The sequence below is a fragment of the Streptomyces celluloflavus genome (assembly GCA_000720995.1).
In the GTDB taxonomy this organism is placed as follows: Bacteria; Actinomycetota; Actinomycetes; order Streptomycetales; family Streptomycetaceae; genus Streptomyces; species Streptomyces celluloflavus.
Genome location: JOEL01000015.1, coordinates 116,733 through 133,524, shown reverse-complemented (window position 1 = coordinate 133,524; position 16,792 = coordinate 116,733). Strand labels below are relative to the sequence as shown.

The 16,792-nt window shown below is 71.9% G+C and carries 12 protein-coding genes and 1 tRNA gene; 9 read left to right on the top strand and 4 right to left on the bottom strand.

The genetic code is table 11. From position 1 onward, the window contains the following. Positions 1–158: 158 nt before the first annotated feature. Together IH09_RS16625 and IH09_RS16620 are read right to left on the bottom strand one after the other, a co-directional pair. The gene (locus IH09_RS16625) at positions 159–3,269 is read right to left on the bottom strand and encodes an SUKH-4 family immunity protein (protein WP_110952355.1); all 3,111 of its coding nucleotides are present in this window, start codon (positions 3,267–3,269) and stop codon (positions 159–161) included. Positions 3,270–3,274: 5 nt separating this feature from the next. Further along, positions 3,275–4,282 (bottom strand): SMI1/KNR4 family protein, encoded by a 1,008-nt coding sequence (locus IH09_RS16620; RefSeq protein WP_052857043.1) that lies wholly within the window; start codon positions 4,280–4,282, stop codon positions 3,275–3,277. A 460-nt stretch (positions 4,283–4,742) separates the two neighbouring features. On the opposite strand from IH09_RS16620, the gene IH09_RS16615 reads away from it, so the two are divergent. Both IH09_RS16615 and IH09_RS16610 read left to right on the top strand, forming a co-directional pair. Further along, complete coding sequence (locus tag IH09_RS16615) at positions 4,743–5,255, top strand: YwqJ-related putative deaminase (protein ID WP_052857042.1); 513 nt, start codon at positions 4,743–4,745, stop codon at positions 5,253–5,255. An 8-nt stretch (positions 5,256–5,263) separates the two neighbouring features. Next, positions 5,264–5,812, top strand: coding sequence for an SUKH-3 domain-containing protein (locus tag IH09_RS16610; RefSeq protein ID WP_052857041.1), 549 nt, complete (start codon positions 5,264–5,266; stop codon positions 5,810–5,812). 113 nt (positions 5,813–5,925) lie between these two features. Here the strand turns inward: IH09_RS16610 and IH09_RS16605 are convergent, their stop codons facing one another. After that, complete coding sequence (locus tag IH09_RS16605) at positions 5,926–7,347, bottom strand: sensor histidine kinase (protein ID WP_110952354.1); 1,422 nt, start codon at positions 7,345–7,347, stop codon at positions 5,926–5,928. A 352-nt stretch (positions 7,348–7,699) separates the two neighbouring features. Between IH09_RS16605 and IH09_RS16600 the strand changes: the two genes are divergently transcribed. The 6 genes from IH09_RS16600 (at position 7,700) to IH09_RS16575 (ending at position 12,680) form a co-directional block, all read left to right on the top strand. Then, positions 7,700–7,771 (top strand) — tRNA-Gln (locus tag IH09_RS16600). Between the two features lie 121 nt (positions 7,772–7,892). Then, positions 7,893–9,350, top strand: a complete 1,458-nt coding sequence (gene glmU / locus IH09_RS16595) for a bifunctional UDP-N-acetylglucosamine diphosphorylase/glucosamine-1-phosphate N-acetyltransferase GlmU (RefSeq protein WP_110952353.1) — start codon at positions 7,893–7,895, stop codon at positions 9,348–9,350. A 71-nt stretch (positions 9,351–9,421) separates the two neighbouring features. Further along, a complete protein-coding gene (locus IH09_RS16590; protein WP_052857038.1) occupies positions 9,422–10,396 on the top strand; it encodes a ribose-phosphate diphosphokinase in 975 nt (324 codons plus the stop codon). A 214-nt stretch (positions 10,397–10,610) separates the two neighbouring features. Further along, positions 10,611–11,204: a 50S ribosomal protein L25/general stress protein Ctc gene (locus IH09_RS16585; protein WP_052857037.1), complete on the top strand. Its 594-nt coding sequence runs from the start codon at positions 10,611–10,613 to the stop codon at positions 11,202–11,204. A gap of 282 nt (positions 11,205–11,486) precedes the next feature. After that, on the top strand, positions 11,487–12,074 hold the full coding sequence (gene pth, locus IH09_RS16580; RefSeq protein WP_052857036.1) for an aminoacyl-tRNA hydrolase: 588 nt from the start codon (positions 11,487–11,489) through the stop codon (positions 12,072–12,074). Between the two features lie 81 nt (positions 12,075–12,155). Continuing rightward, a complete protein-coding gene (locus IH09_RS16575; protein WP_052857035.1) occupies positions 12,156–12,680 on the top strand; it encodes a hypothetical protein in 525 nt (174 codons plus the stop codon). Between the two features lie 73 nt (positions 12,681–12,753). On the opposite strand, the gene ppc is transcribed toward IH09_RS16575, so the two are convergent. Continuing rightward, positions 12,754–15,531 (bottom strand): phosphoenolpyruvate carboxylase, encoded by a 2,778-nt coding sequence (gene ppc / locus IH09_RS16570; RefSeq protein WP_052857034.1) that lies wholly within the window; start codon positions 15,529–15,531, stop codon positions 12,754–12,756. 260 nt (positions 15,532–15,791) lie between these two features. Here ppc and IH09_RS16565 point away from each other — a divergent pair, with 260 nt between their 5' ends. Next, a complete protein-coding gene (locus tag IH09_RS16565; RefSeq protein WP_052857033.1) occupies positions 15,792–16,784 on the top strand; it encodes an acyl-CoA desaturase in 993 nt (330 codons plus the stop codon). Positions 16,785–16,792 lie beyond the last annotated feature (8 nt).

The following is a 16,792-nucleotide window of genomic DNA, read 5'->3' as shown; positions in this document are numbered from 1 at the left end:
CTGCTCGGACCGGCCGGCGAGCGCGTCCAGCCGCCGACCGGTATACGGGACCGGCCGGTGGGCGCGTCCAGCTGCCGACGGGCATACGGGACCGGCCGACCGGTACGCACATCCGCCCGGCCGATGGAGGGAGCCACCCGACCGACGGGCGAGGCCCTCTACAGCAACCCGTCCCACATCTGTTCCAGCAGCACCGACCACCACGTCTCCGGTGAGCCCAGCGCGGGCGGGTCCAGGGCGACCAGCTGCGCCTGGAAGTCGACGGTCCAGCGGCCCGCCTGCTCGGGCGTCAGCCCGTACCGCAGCCGCCACATCCGCCCCAGCATCGCCAGGCAGCGCACGAACTCCGGCAGCCCGGTGTTCACGAACTGCGGCGCCGCCGTCCGGCCGCCGTTCGGGGCATCCGCCTCCAGCGGCACCGCCACGATGTTCGCGGTCCCGTACTGCACACACAGCTGACGGCCGAAGTCGTTGCCCATCACCAGATACGAGCCCGCGTCCGGCTCCGGCTGCACCCTGCGCTCCGCCGCCAGCTCTGCCAGCGTCGGCACCGGACGGCCCGGCTGCGCCTGCGCCCAGAAGAATGGCCCGAAGTCGACCGGCAGCCCTGCCCACACCAGCGTCTGCGCGACCGCGTCCGGTACGCCCTGCCGGGAGACCGCCCGCTGGTCGAAGCGGAAGATCCCCTGCGGCCCGAACGACTGCTCCAGCTCCTGTCCGAGGGCCTGGGGCGGCACCGGTGGCGCCGGCGGCACCTGGGACGGGTGCGGCAGCGGCACCCGTACCGGCGCCGGGCGCGCCGGACCGTCCGCGACCTGGTGCAACTCCCCCTGGTGCGCGACGAGACGGCGGACGCCCTGCTGCCGTGCGGCATGGTCCCCGCCGTACGCGGCGGTGTGGCTGATCCGCACCTGCGGCCAGGTCTCACGGATCATCCGGGCGCAGTAGCCACCCGGCAGATCGCAGCACTCCAGCTCGGTGTGGAGCTCCAGCACCTGCTGCGGCGGAATGTTCAGCCCGCGCAGCTCGTGCAGCAGCTGCCACTCCGGATGCGGGGTGCCGGGCGCCGAGCGGCGCACGATCTTCTGCTCCGAACCGTCCGGCGCGCGATAGCTCAGCACCGCCATATAGCCGGGGCCGACGGTCGGCAGGCCGCCGGACGCCTGCGGATAACCGTACGCACCCGGGCCGCCCGGCCCACCGGGGCCGCTCGGACCCGGTGCGCCGGGCGGGCCCTGCACGGGACCGGACGGACCGGGGGGACCTGTCGGGGCACCCGGGGTCGGACCGGCGGGGCCGCCGGACGGCGGCATACCGGGTCCGGGCGGCCCCGGCACACCGGGACCACCGGGACCACCGGCACCGACCGGTCCACCGGGGCCACCGGTTACGGCCGCACCACCGGCGAGCATCGTCGCCGCGGCGTGCACTCCGCCGCCAGGGGCACCCTCCGGGGCGGGCGGCGGCGGGGGCGGACCGCCCTGGCCGCCGGAGCCACGGCCGCCCACGGCCGCGTCGGGCGGTACTCCGGGCACCCCGGGAGGCTTGGGCGCACCAGGGGGCGCGGGCGGCGGAGGCACCCCCGGTCCCGCATCGGCCCCGGCACCACCGGGGCCCGCCACATTGCCCGGCAGCGAAGCGCCGTCGGCGAACATCGTCGCGGCGGCGTGCACCCCGCCGGCGGGGGCGCCACCGCCAACGGGGGCTGCACCGCCCGCACTCGGAGCACCGTCCAGACCACCGGCGCCGACCGCATCGGCCCCGTGGGAAGCAGGCGAACTGCTGACGCCATCGACGCCACCGGCACCGCTGACACCGCTGACGCCACTGACGTTGTCGACACCGTCGGCGTCATGAGCACTACGAGAACCATGGGAGCCATCGGAACCACCGGGAGCCCCTGGCCCCCCGGAACCACCGGACTCCCCGGCGTCCCCCTCAACAGGCCCCGCACCCGGCGCACTTACCGCACCGGGCCCGTCCACCGCGCCGAGGTCCAGGTCCGCCGCGTCCACCTGCGAGACCAGCTGCGTCGGTACGTAGCCACCGGCCGCCGCACCGGAACCACCGGGGCCCGCCGCGGCCGGACCGGGAACATCAGAAGCGTCGGCCGGCCCGGCAGCACCAGGCACACCCGGACCACCCGGACCACCCGGACCACCCGGACCACCCAAACCATGGGGCACACCAGGCGGACCGGGCACGCCAGGAGGCGGCGGCGGTCCGTCGGGACGACCGGGTACGGCCGCGCCATCGGCCATCATCGTCGCCGCGGCGTGCACACCCCCACCGGACGGTGGCGGCAACCCAGGACCGGGGCCTTGACCGACGCCGGAACCGGGACCGGAACCGGGAGGTACTCCAGGGCCGGGACCACCCGGCGCACCGGCGCCCGCCGGCCGCGCCACCCCCTCGGGCGGCGGCACATCGAGGACCGGCGGACCGGACGGCGGCGGCAGATCCGCCAGCCCCCGCGCACCGGGCGGCGCAACCGGCATCGGCGGCACGGCCGGCGCACCGGACCCCGGCCACCCACCGGGCCCACCGGGCCCACCGGCAACCAACACCTCCGGCGCGGGCACACCCGGCTCCTCCACCGCTGCCGCGCCCTCCGTACGCGGCAGCTGACCGCCGCCCCGCAACAGCGCCGTCTTCGCCTCCGGCAGCGCCTGCGGCGTGCTGCCGTCCGTACCGTCGAGGCCGGTGAGCGGCGGCGCGAAGACCGTGGCGGGCAGTCCCACCGACCGGTCCTCGTCCCCCGCTTCCCCGGTGGTGTCCGCCGCGGCCCACGGCGTCGTATCCGCCGGCCCGGCGTCCCCCGCGGCGGCCGCGGGCGCGGGAGCCGGTGCCGCGGGCGGCCCCGGGGCCGCGGCCCCCTCCCCCGGCCGGTCCGGGGTGCCGATCGCGTCCGCCACCTCCTGCAACCACTCCGGCGGCGTCAGCAGGAACGACGTGGCCTCCAGATCGATCCGCTGCGGCGGCTCCGCCGCGCCGTGACCGCCGTCCGGCACCGCGCCGTACTCCTCCTCGTACCGGCGGATCACCTCGCCCACCGGCAGTCCGGGCCACAGCGTCGTCTCACCGCTGTCCCGTGCGATCACCAGCCGGCTGCGGCCCCCGTCGGCATGCGGGCCGTCCGCCCGGTCCTCCGCCCAGACCACGAAGCCCAGGTCGAACTCCCGCACCCGCACCTCGCGGTGGAACGTCGCCGGGACATCGCCGTTGACCCACTGCTCCGCGCGCTCCTGCGCCTGCGCGAATGTCACCATCGCGCTCACCCCTCCGCCGGGACGGCGTACGCGAAGCCACCGTCCACCATCAGGTTCGCCACGGTCTCCAGCTCCGGCGGATTGCCCGCCAGCCGCTGGAGGAAGTCGTCGAAGTCCGCGCCGCAGGGCAACAGCAGCCGCTCGACCCGCTCCTGCACCGTCCAGCCGTCCCGGTCGCGCGCGTCGTCGTACGGGCAGAACCACACCGAGCCGGTCTCCGCGCCGCGCACCTTCACCGCGAGCACCCCGCCCTGTACGAACGCCACGCCCAGGTAGTCCTTGGTGAAGTGGTCCCGCAGGCATTTGTTCACATAGACCAGGTCGTTCAGCGCGGCGTCATCGCGCACCGTGAAGAACGGCTGGTCGAGCAGGAGCCCCAACTCCGCGTCCAGCGCCGCGCCCACCGGGGCGCACCCGCCCGCCGCCTTCAGGAACGCGCGGTACGCGCCGGGCAGCCGGTAGCCCAGCGACTCCTCGGCCTGCGCCACCTGCTCCTCGCTCACCGACAGGTCCCGGTGCGGCAGCCCGAAGTGCACCGGCCGGGTCTCCTGCAACGGCCGGGTGCCGCGCTTGTCGTGTGCCACGGCGGTCGTCGCCAGTCCGCTGTGATGGCGCAGCAGCGCCTTCACCTCGGCGGGCACCAGTTCCAGCCGCCGGGTGCCCGCGACGTGATGCCAGGTCCAGCCGTGCGGCGTCGCCACCGAGGGGACGTCCACCCACAGCTCGTGGCCCTGCGCGTGCAGCGCGGCGTTCGCGGACACGTAGTCCGTCAACCGCAGTTCGTCGACGCCGAATCCCGCCGGGGGTTCGGCGATCTCCACCGCGGCCCGCGCGTACGGCGAGAAACGCGGATGGCCGTTCCCGTCCATCCGCACACCCGCGGGATAGCGGGCGGCGCGGACCGGGTCCGGAAAGTGCACGACCTGCCCGGCGTACGCCGTGTTCGGCGGTGCGGCGATTGCCCCGGTCCGAGGGTTGGGAGGCGCGCCCAGCCCTTGCCGACCTGTCGTCATCGCGGTTGCCCCCATGCTGGATCCGGCTACTGCGGACAGCCTAAGCGGTGCCGCAATACCGCCCGCCGCCCCGTGCGCGCACCCCGCCACTCCGTCTCCGTACGCGTCAACTCTCCGCGGCCGGACCCGCCGCCGCACATCAGTCCCCTTCGCCCGCGCGGGCCGTACGCCCCTCTCTTCGCGATCCTCCGGCGTCGGTTTCCGGACATCCCCTTCGCGGCGGCCCTCGTCAAGCCCTGCCCACGGCCTACGGGCCCGCCGCCGCCACGCCCCCTTCGTCCCCTTATCGCCGTCCGCGAACCCCCGTACGCCACCCCTCCGATCGGCCCCGGCGCGCCCCGTCCGACGGACCGTCACGCATCAGTGACATCTCCGACAGCACGCCCGACTTCCACAACACCCGGCACATTTGGCAGGCTGACCCCGCAACCGGGGGATTGCAGGGAGGGAAAGCACGTCAATGAGCACCACCGCACACGACCACAGCGCCACCGGCGACCCCCGCATCGGCTGGAGCGGCACCGCCGACAGCGATCGCGCGCCCGCGCTCCGGCACCGCCGCGACGGCATCCTCCCCACCGTCGGAGCCGCCCTCTCCGTACGCGGCCACACCCTCACCTGCACCGCGAGCAAGGCCGAGCAGCCCCCCGCCCTGCACCACCTCGTCCAGGACTTCCTCGACACCCTCACCACCGCACAGCGCGAACGTTTCACCGGGCGCTGCCCCGAGGCCGTCCTGCTCTCCCGCCACCTCACCTCCGTCGAGGCGAACCGCGGCAAACGCGCCTCCCGCAAACCCCTCACCAACGGGGAGGCCCGCCGCTCCCTCAAGCACTCCAAGATCACCGCACGTCATATCCGCGAGGACGGCGACCCCCGGCACGGCAGCTACGCCCCGCCCTGCCGCTCCTGTGACGCGCTCCTCGCCTATTTCGGCGTCATGCCCATCGGCAGCACGCCCACAGGAAGCTGACCGCCGCCATGCCCCACGCGTCCGCGCCGACACCCACCCACGACCGCGCCGGGTCCACCCGTTTCCCCGCCGCCGTCGACATCGCCCTCAAGGAAGCCGGCTGGCAGCCCGGCCGCCGGGACATAAAACAGGCCGAGCACTGGGCCGACACCCTGCGCGCCCACGCCTCACCCGCGGCCCACCGCCATACGGTCTTCCCCGCCGCCGTCGAAGCCTGGGCCGAGTTCGGCGGACTCCACCTCACCGGGCCGGGGCCCGGCCGGCACATCGCCCCCACCCCGTTCGCCATCGACCCCCTGCACGGCCTCCACCTCGCCCGCACCCTCGGCGACCTCGGCCGCGCGCTGGGCACCGGGGTCGCCCCGCTCGGCCAGGAAGAACTCACCACGTCCGGCGGCACCGCCTTCGGCCAGGCCGTCCTCGCCATCGACACCGAAGGCCGGGTCTACAGCCTCGACCACACCGGCGACTGGTACCTCGGCGCGGACATCGACCAGGCGCTCGGGACGCTGGTACTCGGTACGCGGCCCAGCCGGCTCAGCGCGTCGGGCGGCTGACCGCACGCCGTCGGCCACGGCGCGGCGGCGCCTCCGCCGGGGAGAGCGGGGATCCGGCCGCGGGGGCTGCGGAGAGCCGGTTCAGCCGGTGGCGGGGGCCGGGGAGAGCCGGTTCAGCCGGTGGCAGGGGCGGGTGCCACCGCCGGTACGACCGCCGAGACGCGGAAGCCGCCCGCGTCCGTGGGGCCCGAGACGAAGGCGCCGCCCAGCGCCGTCACTCGCTCCCGCATCCCCACCAGGCCGTTGCCCCCACTGGGCAGTCCCGCGTCCGTCGCGCCGCGCGCCGACGGGCCGTTCTCCACCTGGACCGCCACCTCGCCGGCCCGGTGCGCCAGCCGCACCCGCGCCCGCGCACCCGGCGCGTGCTTGTGCACATTCGTCAGCGCTTCCTGCACCACCCGGAAGACCGTCTGCTCCACCCCCGGCCCGTAATCGGGGCCGGTCCCGTCGGCGTCGTCCCCGGCCGGGCCCTCCACCGACAGTTCGACCGTCATCCCGGCCGCCCGGGACTGCCCCACCAGTTCCGCCAGCTCCGCCAGACACGGCCCTTCGCCGTCCGGCTCGGCGGCTGCCTGCGCCGGCGCCCCGGCAGCCGGACCGCCCGGCGCCGCCGCCGGCGTCTTCGCCTTGGCCTGCGCCGCCACCGCCGCCAGCCGCTCGGGCGCGTCCGACGCCGGGGCGCGCCGCACCGACGAACCCTCGGCGGTCCGCAGCACCCCCAGCATCTCCCGCAGCTCCGTCAGCGCCTGCCGCCCCATGTCACCGACGAGCCCCGCGTTCTTCGACGCCTTCTCCGGATCCTTCAGTGCGATCGCCTGCAACGCCGCCGAGTGCACCACCATCAGGCTCACCCGGTGCGCGACCACGTCGTGCATCTCCCGCGCGATCCGCGTCCGCTCCTCGTTACGGGCCCACTCCGCCCGCTCCTCGGCCCGGTCCGCCAGCAGCGACAGCTCGCGCTCCAGACCGTCCGCCCGCTCCCGCAGGCTCTCCACCAGCCGCCGCCGGGCCCCGACATACAGGCCCCACAGCACCGGCGGCGCCGTCATCACCAGGCACACCGCCATCGTCATCACCGGCAGGAACCAGGCCGGCGGATGGAACGCGGGCTCCGACACCACGTCCTGGCGCATGGCGAAGAAGGCGGTGAGCACCCCGCCCACCATCGTCATCCCGGTCAGCAGCGCGATGATCCGGCGCGGCACGTCCGACGCGGCGAGCGTGTACAGCCCCACCATGCCCAGCAGTCCGCCCATCTCCGCCGGCAGCACCGCGATCGCGACCAGCACCACCGCGACCGGCCACCGCCGGCGCACCAGCAGCACCGCACCCACGACCAGTCCGAGCAGCAGCCCCAGGGCCTCCGGCAGCTGCGCGTTGGCGGCGAAACGCCCGCCCTCCACCGCGCACTCCAGCCCCGAGACGACGGCGAGGGACACATCCAGTACGGCACTTCGCCGCCGGGCCCACCACCACGGCCCCGCCGTGGGCGCGCCTCTCACGCCCGCTCCCTCACTTGCCCCCGTTGCGGTCATACCGCCCAGCCTAAGGGCGGCCACACCTGTTCCCCCGACATGCGCCCGAGCGCGCCCCGGCCCCGCTACCCGCCTCTACCAGCGGTTTTCCCCTGAACTGTTGAATCGCCCACACTTTCGCCACTTCGTACACACATACCCGACAGCCCGTCCGCAGCCTCCCCACACATCCGGACCACGCACCCTCGCGACCGGATCCGGCGGCGGCTGACGGAGCGGACCATGGCCACTCCCTGGTCCGTGTTCCGCGAAGTGCGGAGCTATACCGTCGCGTCGAGGGCTGGTGGTACGGCATAGTGTTGGGGGCTGAGTAACCCCCTTAACGGCTTGTCTGTTTTGGGCCGGCTTACCGTCCCCCGTGGTGTAATCGGCAACACTGCTCACTTTGGATGAGTTATTCCAGGTTCGAGTCCTGGCGGGGGAGCAAAGCCACATTCGGGTCCCCGCCACCAGGCCGGGACCCGCCCGCGTTTCGGCCGCAATACGCACCGGTATCCTTCGGTTGACCACCACCCGAAGTAGCCAAGAAGCCGAAGGGCATCCCCGTGAGCGCCAACCGCCCGGCAGCCGTCGTCGTTCTCGCAGCGGGTGAGGGCACCCGCATGAAGTCGGCGACCCCCAAGGTCCTGCACGCGATCTGTGGCCGGTCCCTCGTCGGACATGTCGTAGCCGCCTCCCGCGAGCTGGACCCCGAGCACCTCGTCGTGGTCGTCGGCCACGCCCGTGAACAGGTACAGGCGCATCTCGTCGGCACCGACCCGGCCGTCCGCACCGCGGTGCAGCACGAGCAGAACGGCACCGGCCACGCCGTACGCATGGGCCTGGAGGAGCTGAGCGGCCAGGGCGTCACGCTGGCCGGCACCGTCGTCGTCGTCTGCGGTGACACCCCGCTGCTGACCGGCGAGACGCTCCGGATGCTGAGCGAGACGCACGCCGCCGACGGGAACGCCGTCACCGTCCTGTCGGCCGAGGTGCCGGACTCCACCGGTTACGGCCGGATCGTCCGGGACGAGGCGAGCGGCGCGGTCACCGCCATCGTCGAGCACAAGGACGCGAGCGAGGCCCAGCGGGCGATCCGGGAGATCAACTCCGGGGTGTTCGCGTTCGACGCCCAGTTGCTGACCGACGCGCTGGGCAAGGTGCGTACGGACAACAGCCAGGGCGAGGAGTACCTCACCGATGTGCTGGGGATTCTGCGGGAGGCCGGCCACCGGGTCGGTGCCGCGGTCGCCGGCGATCACCGCGAGATCCTCGGGATCAACAACCGGGTGCAGCTCGCCGAGGCCCGCCGGCTGCTCAACGAGCGGCTGCTGCACGCGGCGATGCTGGCCGGGGTGACGGTCGTCGATCCGGCCACGACCTGGGTGGACGTGACCGTGGACTTCGAGCCGGACACCGTGGTGCACCCGGGCACCCAGCTGATGGGGACGACGCGGCTGGCGGCGGGCGCCGAGGTGGGCCCGCACTCCCAGCTGACGGACACGGCGGTCGGGCCGGGCGCGGTGGTGTCGTTCACCGTCGCGGACGGTGCGCACATCGGCGCGGGCGCGACGGTGGGTCCGTACGCATATCTGCGTCCCGGTACGGATCTCGGTCCCAAGTCGAAGGCCGGGGCCTATGTGGAGATGAAGAACGCCACGGTGGGCGAGGGCACGAAGGTGCCGCATCTCTCCTATGTCGGCGATGCGACGATCGGTGAGTACACCAATATCGGCGCCGCGAGTGTTTTCGTGAATTACGACGGTGAAGCCAAACACCACACCACGGTCGGGTCGCATTGCCGGACCGGCTCGGACAACATGTTTGTGGCTCCTGTCACGATCGGGGACGGCGCTTACACCGCGGCCGGCTCGGTCATCACCAAGGATGTGCCCCCGGGTTCGCTGGCGGTCGCGCGTGGCCAGCAGCGGAATATCGAGGGCTGGGTCGCGCGCAAGCGGCCCGGAAGCGCCGCCGCGCAGGCCGCTTCGGCCGCTGGCCAGGAGTCCGAAGGCGAGCGGTGACCGTGCAACGGGTGCGCCGTACGGGGCGTACCGTGATGAGCGCACGCACACAGGATTCGAGGAGATTTGCTGTGACCGGGATCAAGACGACCGGCGAGAAGAAGATGATGCTCTTCTCCGGCCGCGCCCACCCCGAGCTGGCCGAGGAGGTCGCGCACCAGCTGGGTGTCGGCCTGGTCCCGACGAAGGCGTTCGACTTCGCCAACGGTGAGATCTATGTCCGCTATCAGGAGTCGGCGCGTGGCGCGGACTGCTTTCTGATTCAGAGCCACACGGCTCCGATCAATAAGTGGATCATGGAACAGCTGATCATGATTGATGCGCTGAAGCGGGCTTCGGCCCGGAGCATCACCGTGGTCGTGCCGTTCTACGGCTATGCCCGCCAGGACAAGAAGCACCGTGGCCGTGAGCCGATTTCGGCGCGGCTGATCGCGGATCTGATGAAGACGGCGGGCGCGGACCGCATTGTCACGATCGATCTGCACACGGATCAGATCATGGGCTTCTTCGACGGTCCGGTGGACCATTTGTTCGCGCTGCCGGTGCTGGCGGACTACGTCGGCGCGAAGGTGGACCGGGACAAGCTGACGGTCGTGTCGCCGGACGCCGGCCGGGTACGGGTCGCGGACCGCTGGTGCGACCGGCTGGGCGCGCCGCTGGCGATCGTGCACAAGCGGCGCGACAAGGACGTGGCGAACCAGGTCACGGTCCACGAGGTCGTCGGTGAGGTGAAGGACCGGGTGTGTGTCCTGGTCGACGACATGATCGACACCGGCGGCACGATCTGTGCGGCGGCGGACGCGCTGTTCGCGAACGGCGCCTCGGACGTGATCGTGACGGCGACGCACGGTGTCCTGTCGGGCCCCGCCGCGGACCGGCTGAAGAACTCGAAGGTGAGCGAGTTCATCTTCACGAACACGCTGCCGACGCCGGGCGAGCTGGAGCTGGACAAGATCACGGTGCTGTCGATGGCGCCGACGGTGGCGCGGGCGATCCGTGAGGTCTTCGAGGACGGTTCGGTGACGAGCCTCTTCGAGGAGCAGTGACCGGGCGGTGAACCGGGGCCCGCGGGCCGTGGTTTCCGCCGGTGTGTAGATCGACTTTGGGGCGGCCTTCCCGCCGGGTAGACTCATGGAGTTGCTCGGCGAGGGAGGCCGCACTTTTCTGTGTGGCTGGTCCGTAATCGACGCGCTCTTCGTAGCAGGTCTGTCGTGGGCCGGGTAACGGTCAGCAGTTTCCTGAGATACGAGGAGTGCAGCCATGGCTGAGGTCAAGATCGCCGCTGAGGTCCGTACCGACTTCGGTAAGGGCGCGGCCCGCCGTACGCGTCGCGAGAACAAGGTTCCGGGTGTGGTCTACGGCCACGGCGCCGAGCCGCAGCACATCTCCGTGGACAGCCACGCGCTGATGATGGCCCTGAAGACCCCGAACGTGCTGATCCGCCTCGAGGTGGACGGCAAGGACGCGCTGGTCATCCCGAAGGCCGTGCAGCGCGAGGCCATCCGCGGCTTCCTGGTCCACGTCGACTTCCTGGCCGTGCGCAAGGGCGAGAAGGTCACCGTCGAGATCCCGATCCTGACCGAGGGCGACCTGGCGCCGGGTTCCGGTCTGCTGGAGCACCTGCTCAACACCCTGCCGGTCGAGGCCGAGGCCACCCACATCCCGGAGTCGGTCACCGTCTCCATCGAGGGTCTGAACACCGGCGACACGGTCGTGGCGAAGGACATCAAGCTGCCCGCCGGTTCGACGCTGGCCGTCGAGGACGACATCGTCGTGCTCCAGGTCGTCGCGGCGCAGGCCGAGGCTGCGGCCGAGGAGTCCGCGGGCGCGGGCGACGAGGCCGCTTCCGCCTGATCCGCTCACTCGGAGCGCTTTCCAACCGCTGCCGCGCGCCTTCTGGGTGCGGGGTGGCGGTTGGGCTGTTTCATGGGGAGTCGCTCTGCGGCCGGCGGTATGACGGCTGGCCAAGTGGTGGCCGGCCGTACGCGGACCGTGGTACCGCAAGGGGTCGTATCGCAGCCGGTTGTCCGGCAATTGGCCGTACCGCGGCCGCTTGTTTCGTGAGCGGTTGTTTCGCAAGCGGTTGTTCTGTTTCGGAACTGGCGCAGGTGCCAGGTGGATGTGGGAGATACAGAGATGACGGACACAGACCCCTGGCTCGTGGTGGGGCTGGGCAATCCGGGCCCGGAGTACGCGGCGAATCGCCACAATGTGGGTTTCATGGTGGCGGATTTGCTGGCGGAGCGGACGGGCGGCCGGTTCAAGGCGCACAAGGCGCGGGCTCAGGTGGTGGAGGGCCGTATCGGTGCGCCGGGTCCCGGAAGTCGCCGGGTGGTGGTGGCGAAGCCGTTGTCGTTCATGAATCTGTCGGGTGGTCCGACGACGGCGCTGCGGGATTTCTACAAGGTTCCGCTCGCCAACATCATTGCGGTGCACGATGAGCTGGACATCGATTTCGGTGCGCTGCGGCTGAAACTGGGCGGCGGTGACAACGGCCACAACGGCCTGAAATCCATCACGAAGTCATTGGGCCCGGACTATCACCGGGTGCGGTTCGGGATCGGGCGGCCGCCGGGCCGTATGCCGGTGGCGGATTTCGTGCTGAAGGATTTCTCGTCGGTGGAGCGCAAGGAACTGGATTACTTCGTGGACCGTGCGGCGGATGCGGTGGAGGCATTGGTCGCAGACGGTTTGGAACGGGCGCAGAGCACGTACAACACATGAAATGGACAGTGTGTGCCAGGGCCTGACGAATAGTCGGCCGGAGGTTGACCCGGTGCCGCCGGATGGCCAAGGATCGCCGCCATGCCCAGAAGCCGTACGCATTCCCCTTCGGTGAAACGCAGTCGTGCCCGGAGAGCCGGTGAGAGCGCCTATGGGGCGCTGCTTGTCGTCCGGACCGGACTGATGGGTGCACTGGCACTGCTGCTGCTGACCGCCGGGGTGTGGACGTCGTGGCGTACGGCGCAGTACGCGATGCTCGTGGAGGGGCGCGAGCACGGCACGATGACGGTGGCGGCCTGCCATGACGACCGGTGCACGGGCCCGTACGTACCGGCCGGGGGGACCGGCGAGCGGCGGGCGGAGGTGTCGATCGTGCAGGCCGCGGTGCCGGACCGGGGCAAGCCGGTCGAGGTGACGGTCAAGCCGGGTACCGAGCGTGCGGTGCGGACGGGGGCGGCCGGGGTGCTGCACGCGTGGGTGCCGTTCGCCGGGTCGTTGCTGCTGGCGGCGCTGGTGGTGGCGGGGGGCATGCGGCTGCGGCGTACGGCGTGGGCGATGGGGTTCTTCGGCGCGGTGCTGCTGGGGGCGGCGTTCGCGGCGCTGTAGGCAGGTGTGGCACGGCGGACGGCCCGCCCTCTTCGGGTGAAGGGGGCGGGCCGTGGTGTGTGGTGCGGGCCGGTCAGCCGGTGTTGCGGAGGCCGGCGGCGACGCCGTTGACGGTGAGCAGCAGCGCGCGGGCGAGGACCGGGTCGGCCTCCTCACCGCGGGCGGCGGCCTCGCGCTGGCGGTGCAGCAGGGAGACCTGGAGGTAGGAGATCGGGTCGAGGTAGGCGTCGCGGATGTGGAAGGTCTGGCGCAGGACCGGGTTGGAGTCGAGGAGTTCGTCCTCGCCGGTGATGCGCAGGACTTCCCGGACGGTGAGCGCGTGCTCGGTCTCGATGACGTCGAAGACGTGCTTGAGGTCGTCGGGGACGAGGGTGTCGACGTAGTGCCGGGCGATCCGCAGGTCGGTCTTGGCCAGGGTCATGGCGACGTTGGACAGGAAGTTGCGGAAGAAGTGCCAGTGCTCGTGCATCTCGTCCAGGACGCTGCCGAGTCCGGCTTCGCGGGCGGCCTTGAGGCCGGTGCCGACGCCGTACCAGCCGGGGACGATCTGGCGGGACTGGGTCCAGCCGAAGACCCAGGGGATGGCGCGAAGGCCGTCGAGTCCGGCGCCGCTGTCGGGGCGGCGGGAGGGCCGGGAGCCGAGGTGGAGTTCGGCGAGCTGGTCGACGGGGGTGGAGGCGAAGAAGTAGGCGGGCAGGTCGGGGTCTTCGACGAGGCGGCGGTAGGAGCCGTGCGCCGCGTCGGAGACGGTCTCCATGGTGGCGTCCCAGCGGGCCAGCGCCTCGTCGGACTGGCGCGGGGCGGTGTGCAGGGCGGACGCCTGGAGGGTGGCCGCGACGGTCAGTTCGAGGTTCTCCCGGGCGAGGGAAGGGATGAGGTACTTGTCGGAGATGACCTCGCCCTGTTCGGTGACCTTGATCTCGCCTTCGAGGGTGCCGTAGGGCTGGGCGAGGATCGCGTCGTGGGAGGGGCCGCCGCCGCGGCCGACGGTGCCACCGCGGCCGTGGAAGAGGCGCAGCCGTACGCCGTGCCGGTGGGCGACATCGCGCAGCAGGCGCTGGGCGCGGTGGATCTCCCACTGGCTGGTGGTGATGCCGCCGAACTTGGAGGAGTCGGAGTAGCCGAGCATGACCTCCTGGACATCGCCGCGGAGGGCCACCAGGCGCCGGTAGGAGGGGTCGGCGAGCATTTCGTCGAGGAGCTGGTCGGCGATCTTGAGCTCGTCGGTGGTCTCCAGCAGCGGGACGATGCCGACCTTGGCCCAGCCGGCGTGCAGATCGATCAGTCCGGCCTCACGGGCGAGGACGGCGGCGGCGAAGACGTCGTCGGAGCCCTGGCACATGGAGATGATGTACGACTCGATGACCTCGGGCCCGAAGGTCTCCTTGGCCTTGTGGATGGTGCGGAAGACGCCGAGGGTCTTGGCACCGGCCTCGTCGAGGGGCGCGGGGGTGGGCGCCAGCGGGCGACGGGAGCGCAGTTCCTTGGCCAGGAGCTTGCGGCGGTAGTCGCGCGGCATGTCGACGTAGCGCCAGGATTCCTCGCCGAGACGGTCGAAGAGCTGGCCGAGGGCGTGGTGGTGGGCGTCGGCGTGCTCGCGGATGTCCATGGTGGCGAGCTGGAGGCCGAAGGCGGCGATGGTGCGCAGGGTGCGCTCCAGGCGGCCGTCGGCGACCAGGCCGCCGCGGTGTTCGCGCAGGGAGTCCTGGATGAGGGCGAGGTCGTCGAGGAGTCCGGCGGTGCCGAGGTAGTCGCGGCCGGGGACGTGCGGGGTGTCGGCGGCGAGGCGGTCGCGGGTGTTGACGAGCTTCTGGCGGATGCAGGTGGCCTTGAGCCGGTAGGGCTCCTCGGCGTTGAGCCGCTTGTAGCGGGGGCTGATCTCCGGGAGGAGGTCGAGGTCGCCCCGGAGGGAGGTCAGGAGGGCATCGGTGGCACCGCAGTTGCGGATGGAGTTGGAGAGGGCGCCGCGCAGCTCGTCGACGTGTTCGAGGGCGTCGGTGATGCCGTGTTCGTGCTGGAGGATCAGAACGTCCCAGGTGACCTGGGGGGTGACGTTGGGGTTGCCGTCGCGGTCGCCGCCGATCCAGGTGCCGAAGGTGAGCGGGCGGGTGCCGGCGGGGAGCTGGGTGCCGGCGCGCTCCAGTTCGGCGGCGAGGTCCTCCAGGACGTCGCCGACGGCGCCGCGGCCGAGCTCGTCGAGGTAGTAGATGGCGTTGCGGGCCTCGTCGGTGGGCTCCGGACGGGCGACGCGCAGCTCGTCGGTCTGCCAGATGAGGTCGATGTTCTCGGCCAGGCGGAGGTCGGTGCGGCGGCGCTCGGTGGCGTCGGTGCGGTCGAGGAGTTCGGCGACCTTGCGGAGCTTGGTGAGGACGGAGCGGCGGGCGGCCTCGGTGGGGTGCGCGGTGAAGACGGGGCGCACGCCGAGGTGGGCGGCGGTCTCGCGCAGATGCTCGGGGTCGGCGTCCTTGAGCATGTCGGCGGTGCGGGCGAGGATGCTGCCCTCGGCGGCGCGCTTGGCGCGGAGTTCGCGGCCGCGGTGGACCTGCTCGGTGACGTTGGCGAGATGGAAGTAGGTGGAGAAGGCGCGGACGAGCTTGGCGGCGGTGGCCAGGTCGGTGTCGCCCAGGAGCCGCGCGGCGGCCTCGCCGTCGGAGCGGGTCAGCGCGCGGACCCGCTCGACGAGGTCCAGGAGTTCTTGCCCCTCTTGGCGGACGAGGGTTTCGCCGAGGAGATCGCCGAGGCGGCGGATGTCGGCGCGCAGTGCGAGGGTGTCGCTCGCGGCACCGGGCTCGTCGGCCTGCGTGTTCTCGGTGGCGGCGCTCTCGGCGGAGGTGTTGTCGGCACTGCTCACAGGTGCGGCTCCTTGCAGTGATTGAGCACGTCAGGGCTTGCGGGCGGGTTGCGGACCGCGCTGTCCGACGTCCCCAGGATAGGTCTCCCCATTCCGCGCGGATCACACCGTCCGCTGGGTGGGCATCTGTGTGGTGGGTGTGGCGCGAGGGCCTGTCATGGCCTTGTCCGCGAGGGTGTCGCTGCCATACTTACGAAACCGTAGGTTACGGAACCGTAGCCGTGGCCTTACCCCCAGAGCCTCCCGACGAGGGACACCACATGACCGCTGGTCCGGAAACCGTCGAAGAGTCACCGATTCCCGCCGATGCTCCGCTGCCGTCCGCGACGCTGGGCGGGGACAGCAAGCGTTCGCTGGAACAGATCACGCTGCTGCTGTTCATCACGGTGCCGTTCGTGGCACTGCTGGCGGCGGTGCCGCTGGCCTGGGGGTGGGGGGTGAGCTGGCTGGACCTGGGGCTGATGACGGCGATGTATTTCATCGGCTGCCACGGCATCACGATCGGCTTCCACCGCTATTTCACGCACGGCGCGTTCAAGGCGAGGCGCCCGCTGCGCATCGCGCTGGCCGTGATGGGGTCACTGGCGGTGGAGGGGCCGCTGGTGCGCTGGGTGGCGGATCACCGTAAGCATCACAAGTTCTCGGACGCGGCGGGTGACCCGCATTCGCCGTGGCGGTTCGGTGAGACGGTGCCGGCGCTGATGAAGGGGCTGTGGTGGGCGCATATCGGCTGGATGTTCGATGAGGAGCAGACCCCGCAGCACAAGTACGCGCCCGACCTGATCAAGGACCCCGCGATCCGTACCGTCTCGCGCCAGTTCGTTCTGTGGACGGCGGTCTCGCTGCTCTTCCCGCCGCTGGTGGGCGGGCTGGCCACCTGGTCCTGGCAGGGGGCGCTGAGCGCCTTCTTCTGGGGTTCGCTGGTCCGGGTGGCGCTGCTCCATCACGTCACCTGGTCGATCAACTCCATCTGCCATGCGGTCGGCAAGCGGCCGTTCAAGTCCCGGGACCGCTCCGGGAACGTGTGGTGGCTGGCGGTGCTCTCCTGCGGCGAGTCCTGGCACAACCTGCACCACGCGGACCCGACCTGTGCCCGGCACGGTGTGCTGAAGGGGCAGCTGGACTCCAGCGCCCGGCTGATCCGCTGGTTCGAGAAGGTGGGCTGGGCGTACGACGTCCGCTGGCCCCAGGCGTCCCGCCTCGACGCCCGGCGCGAGGGCGGCGCCGTGCCGGGGGTACCTCCCGGTGTCTGACCGGGGAA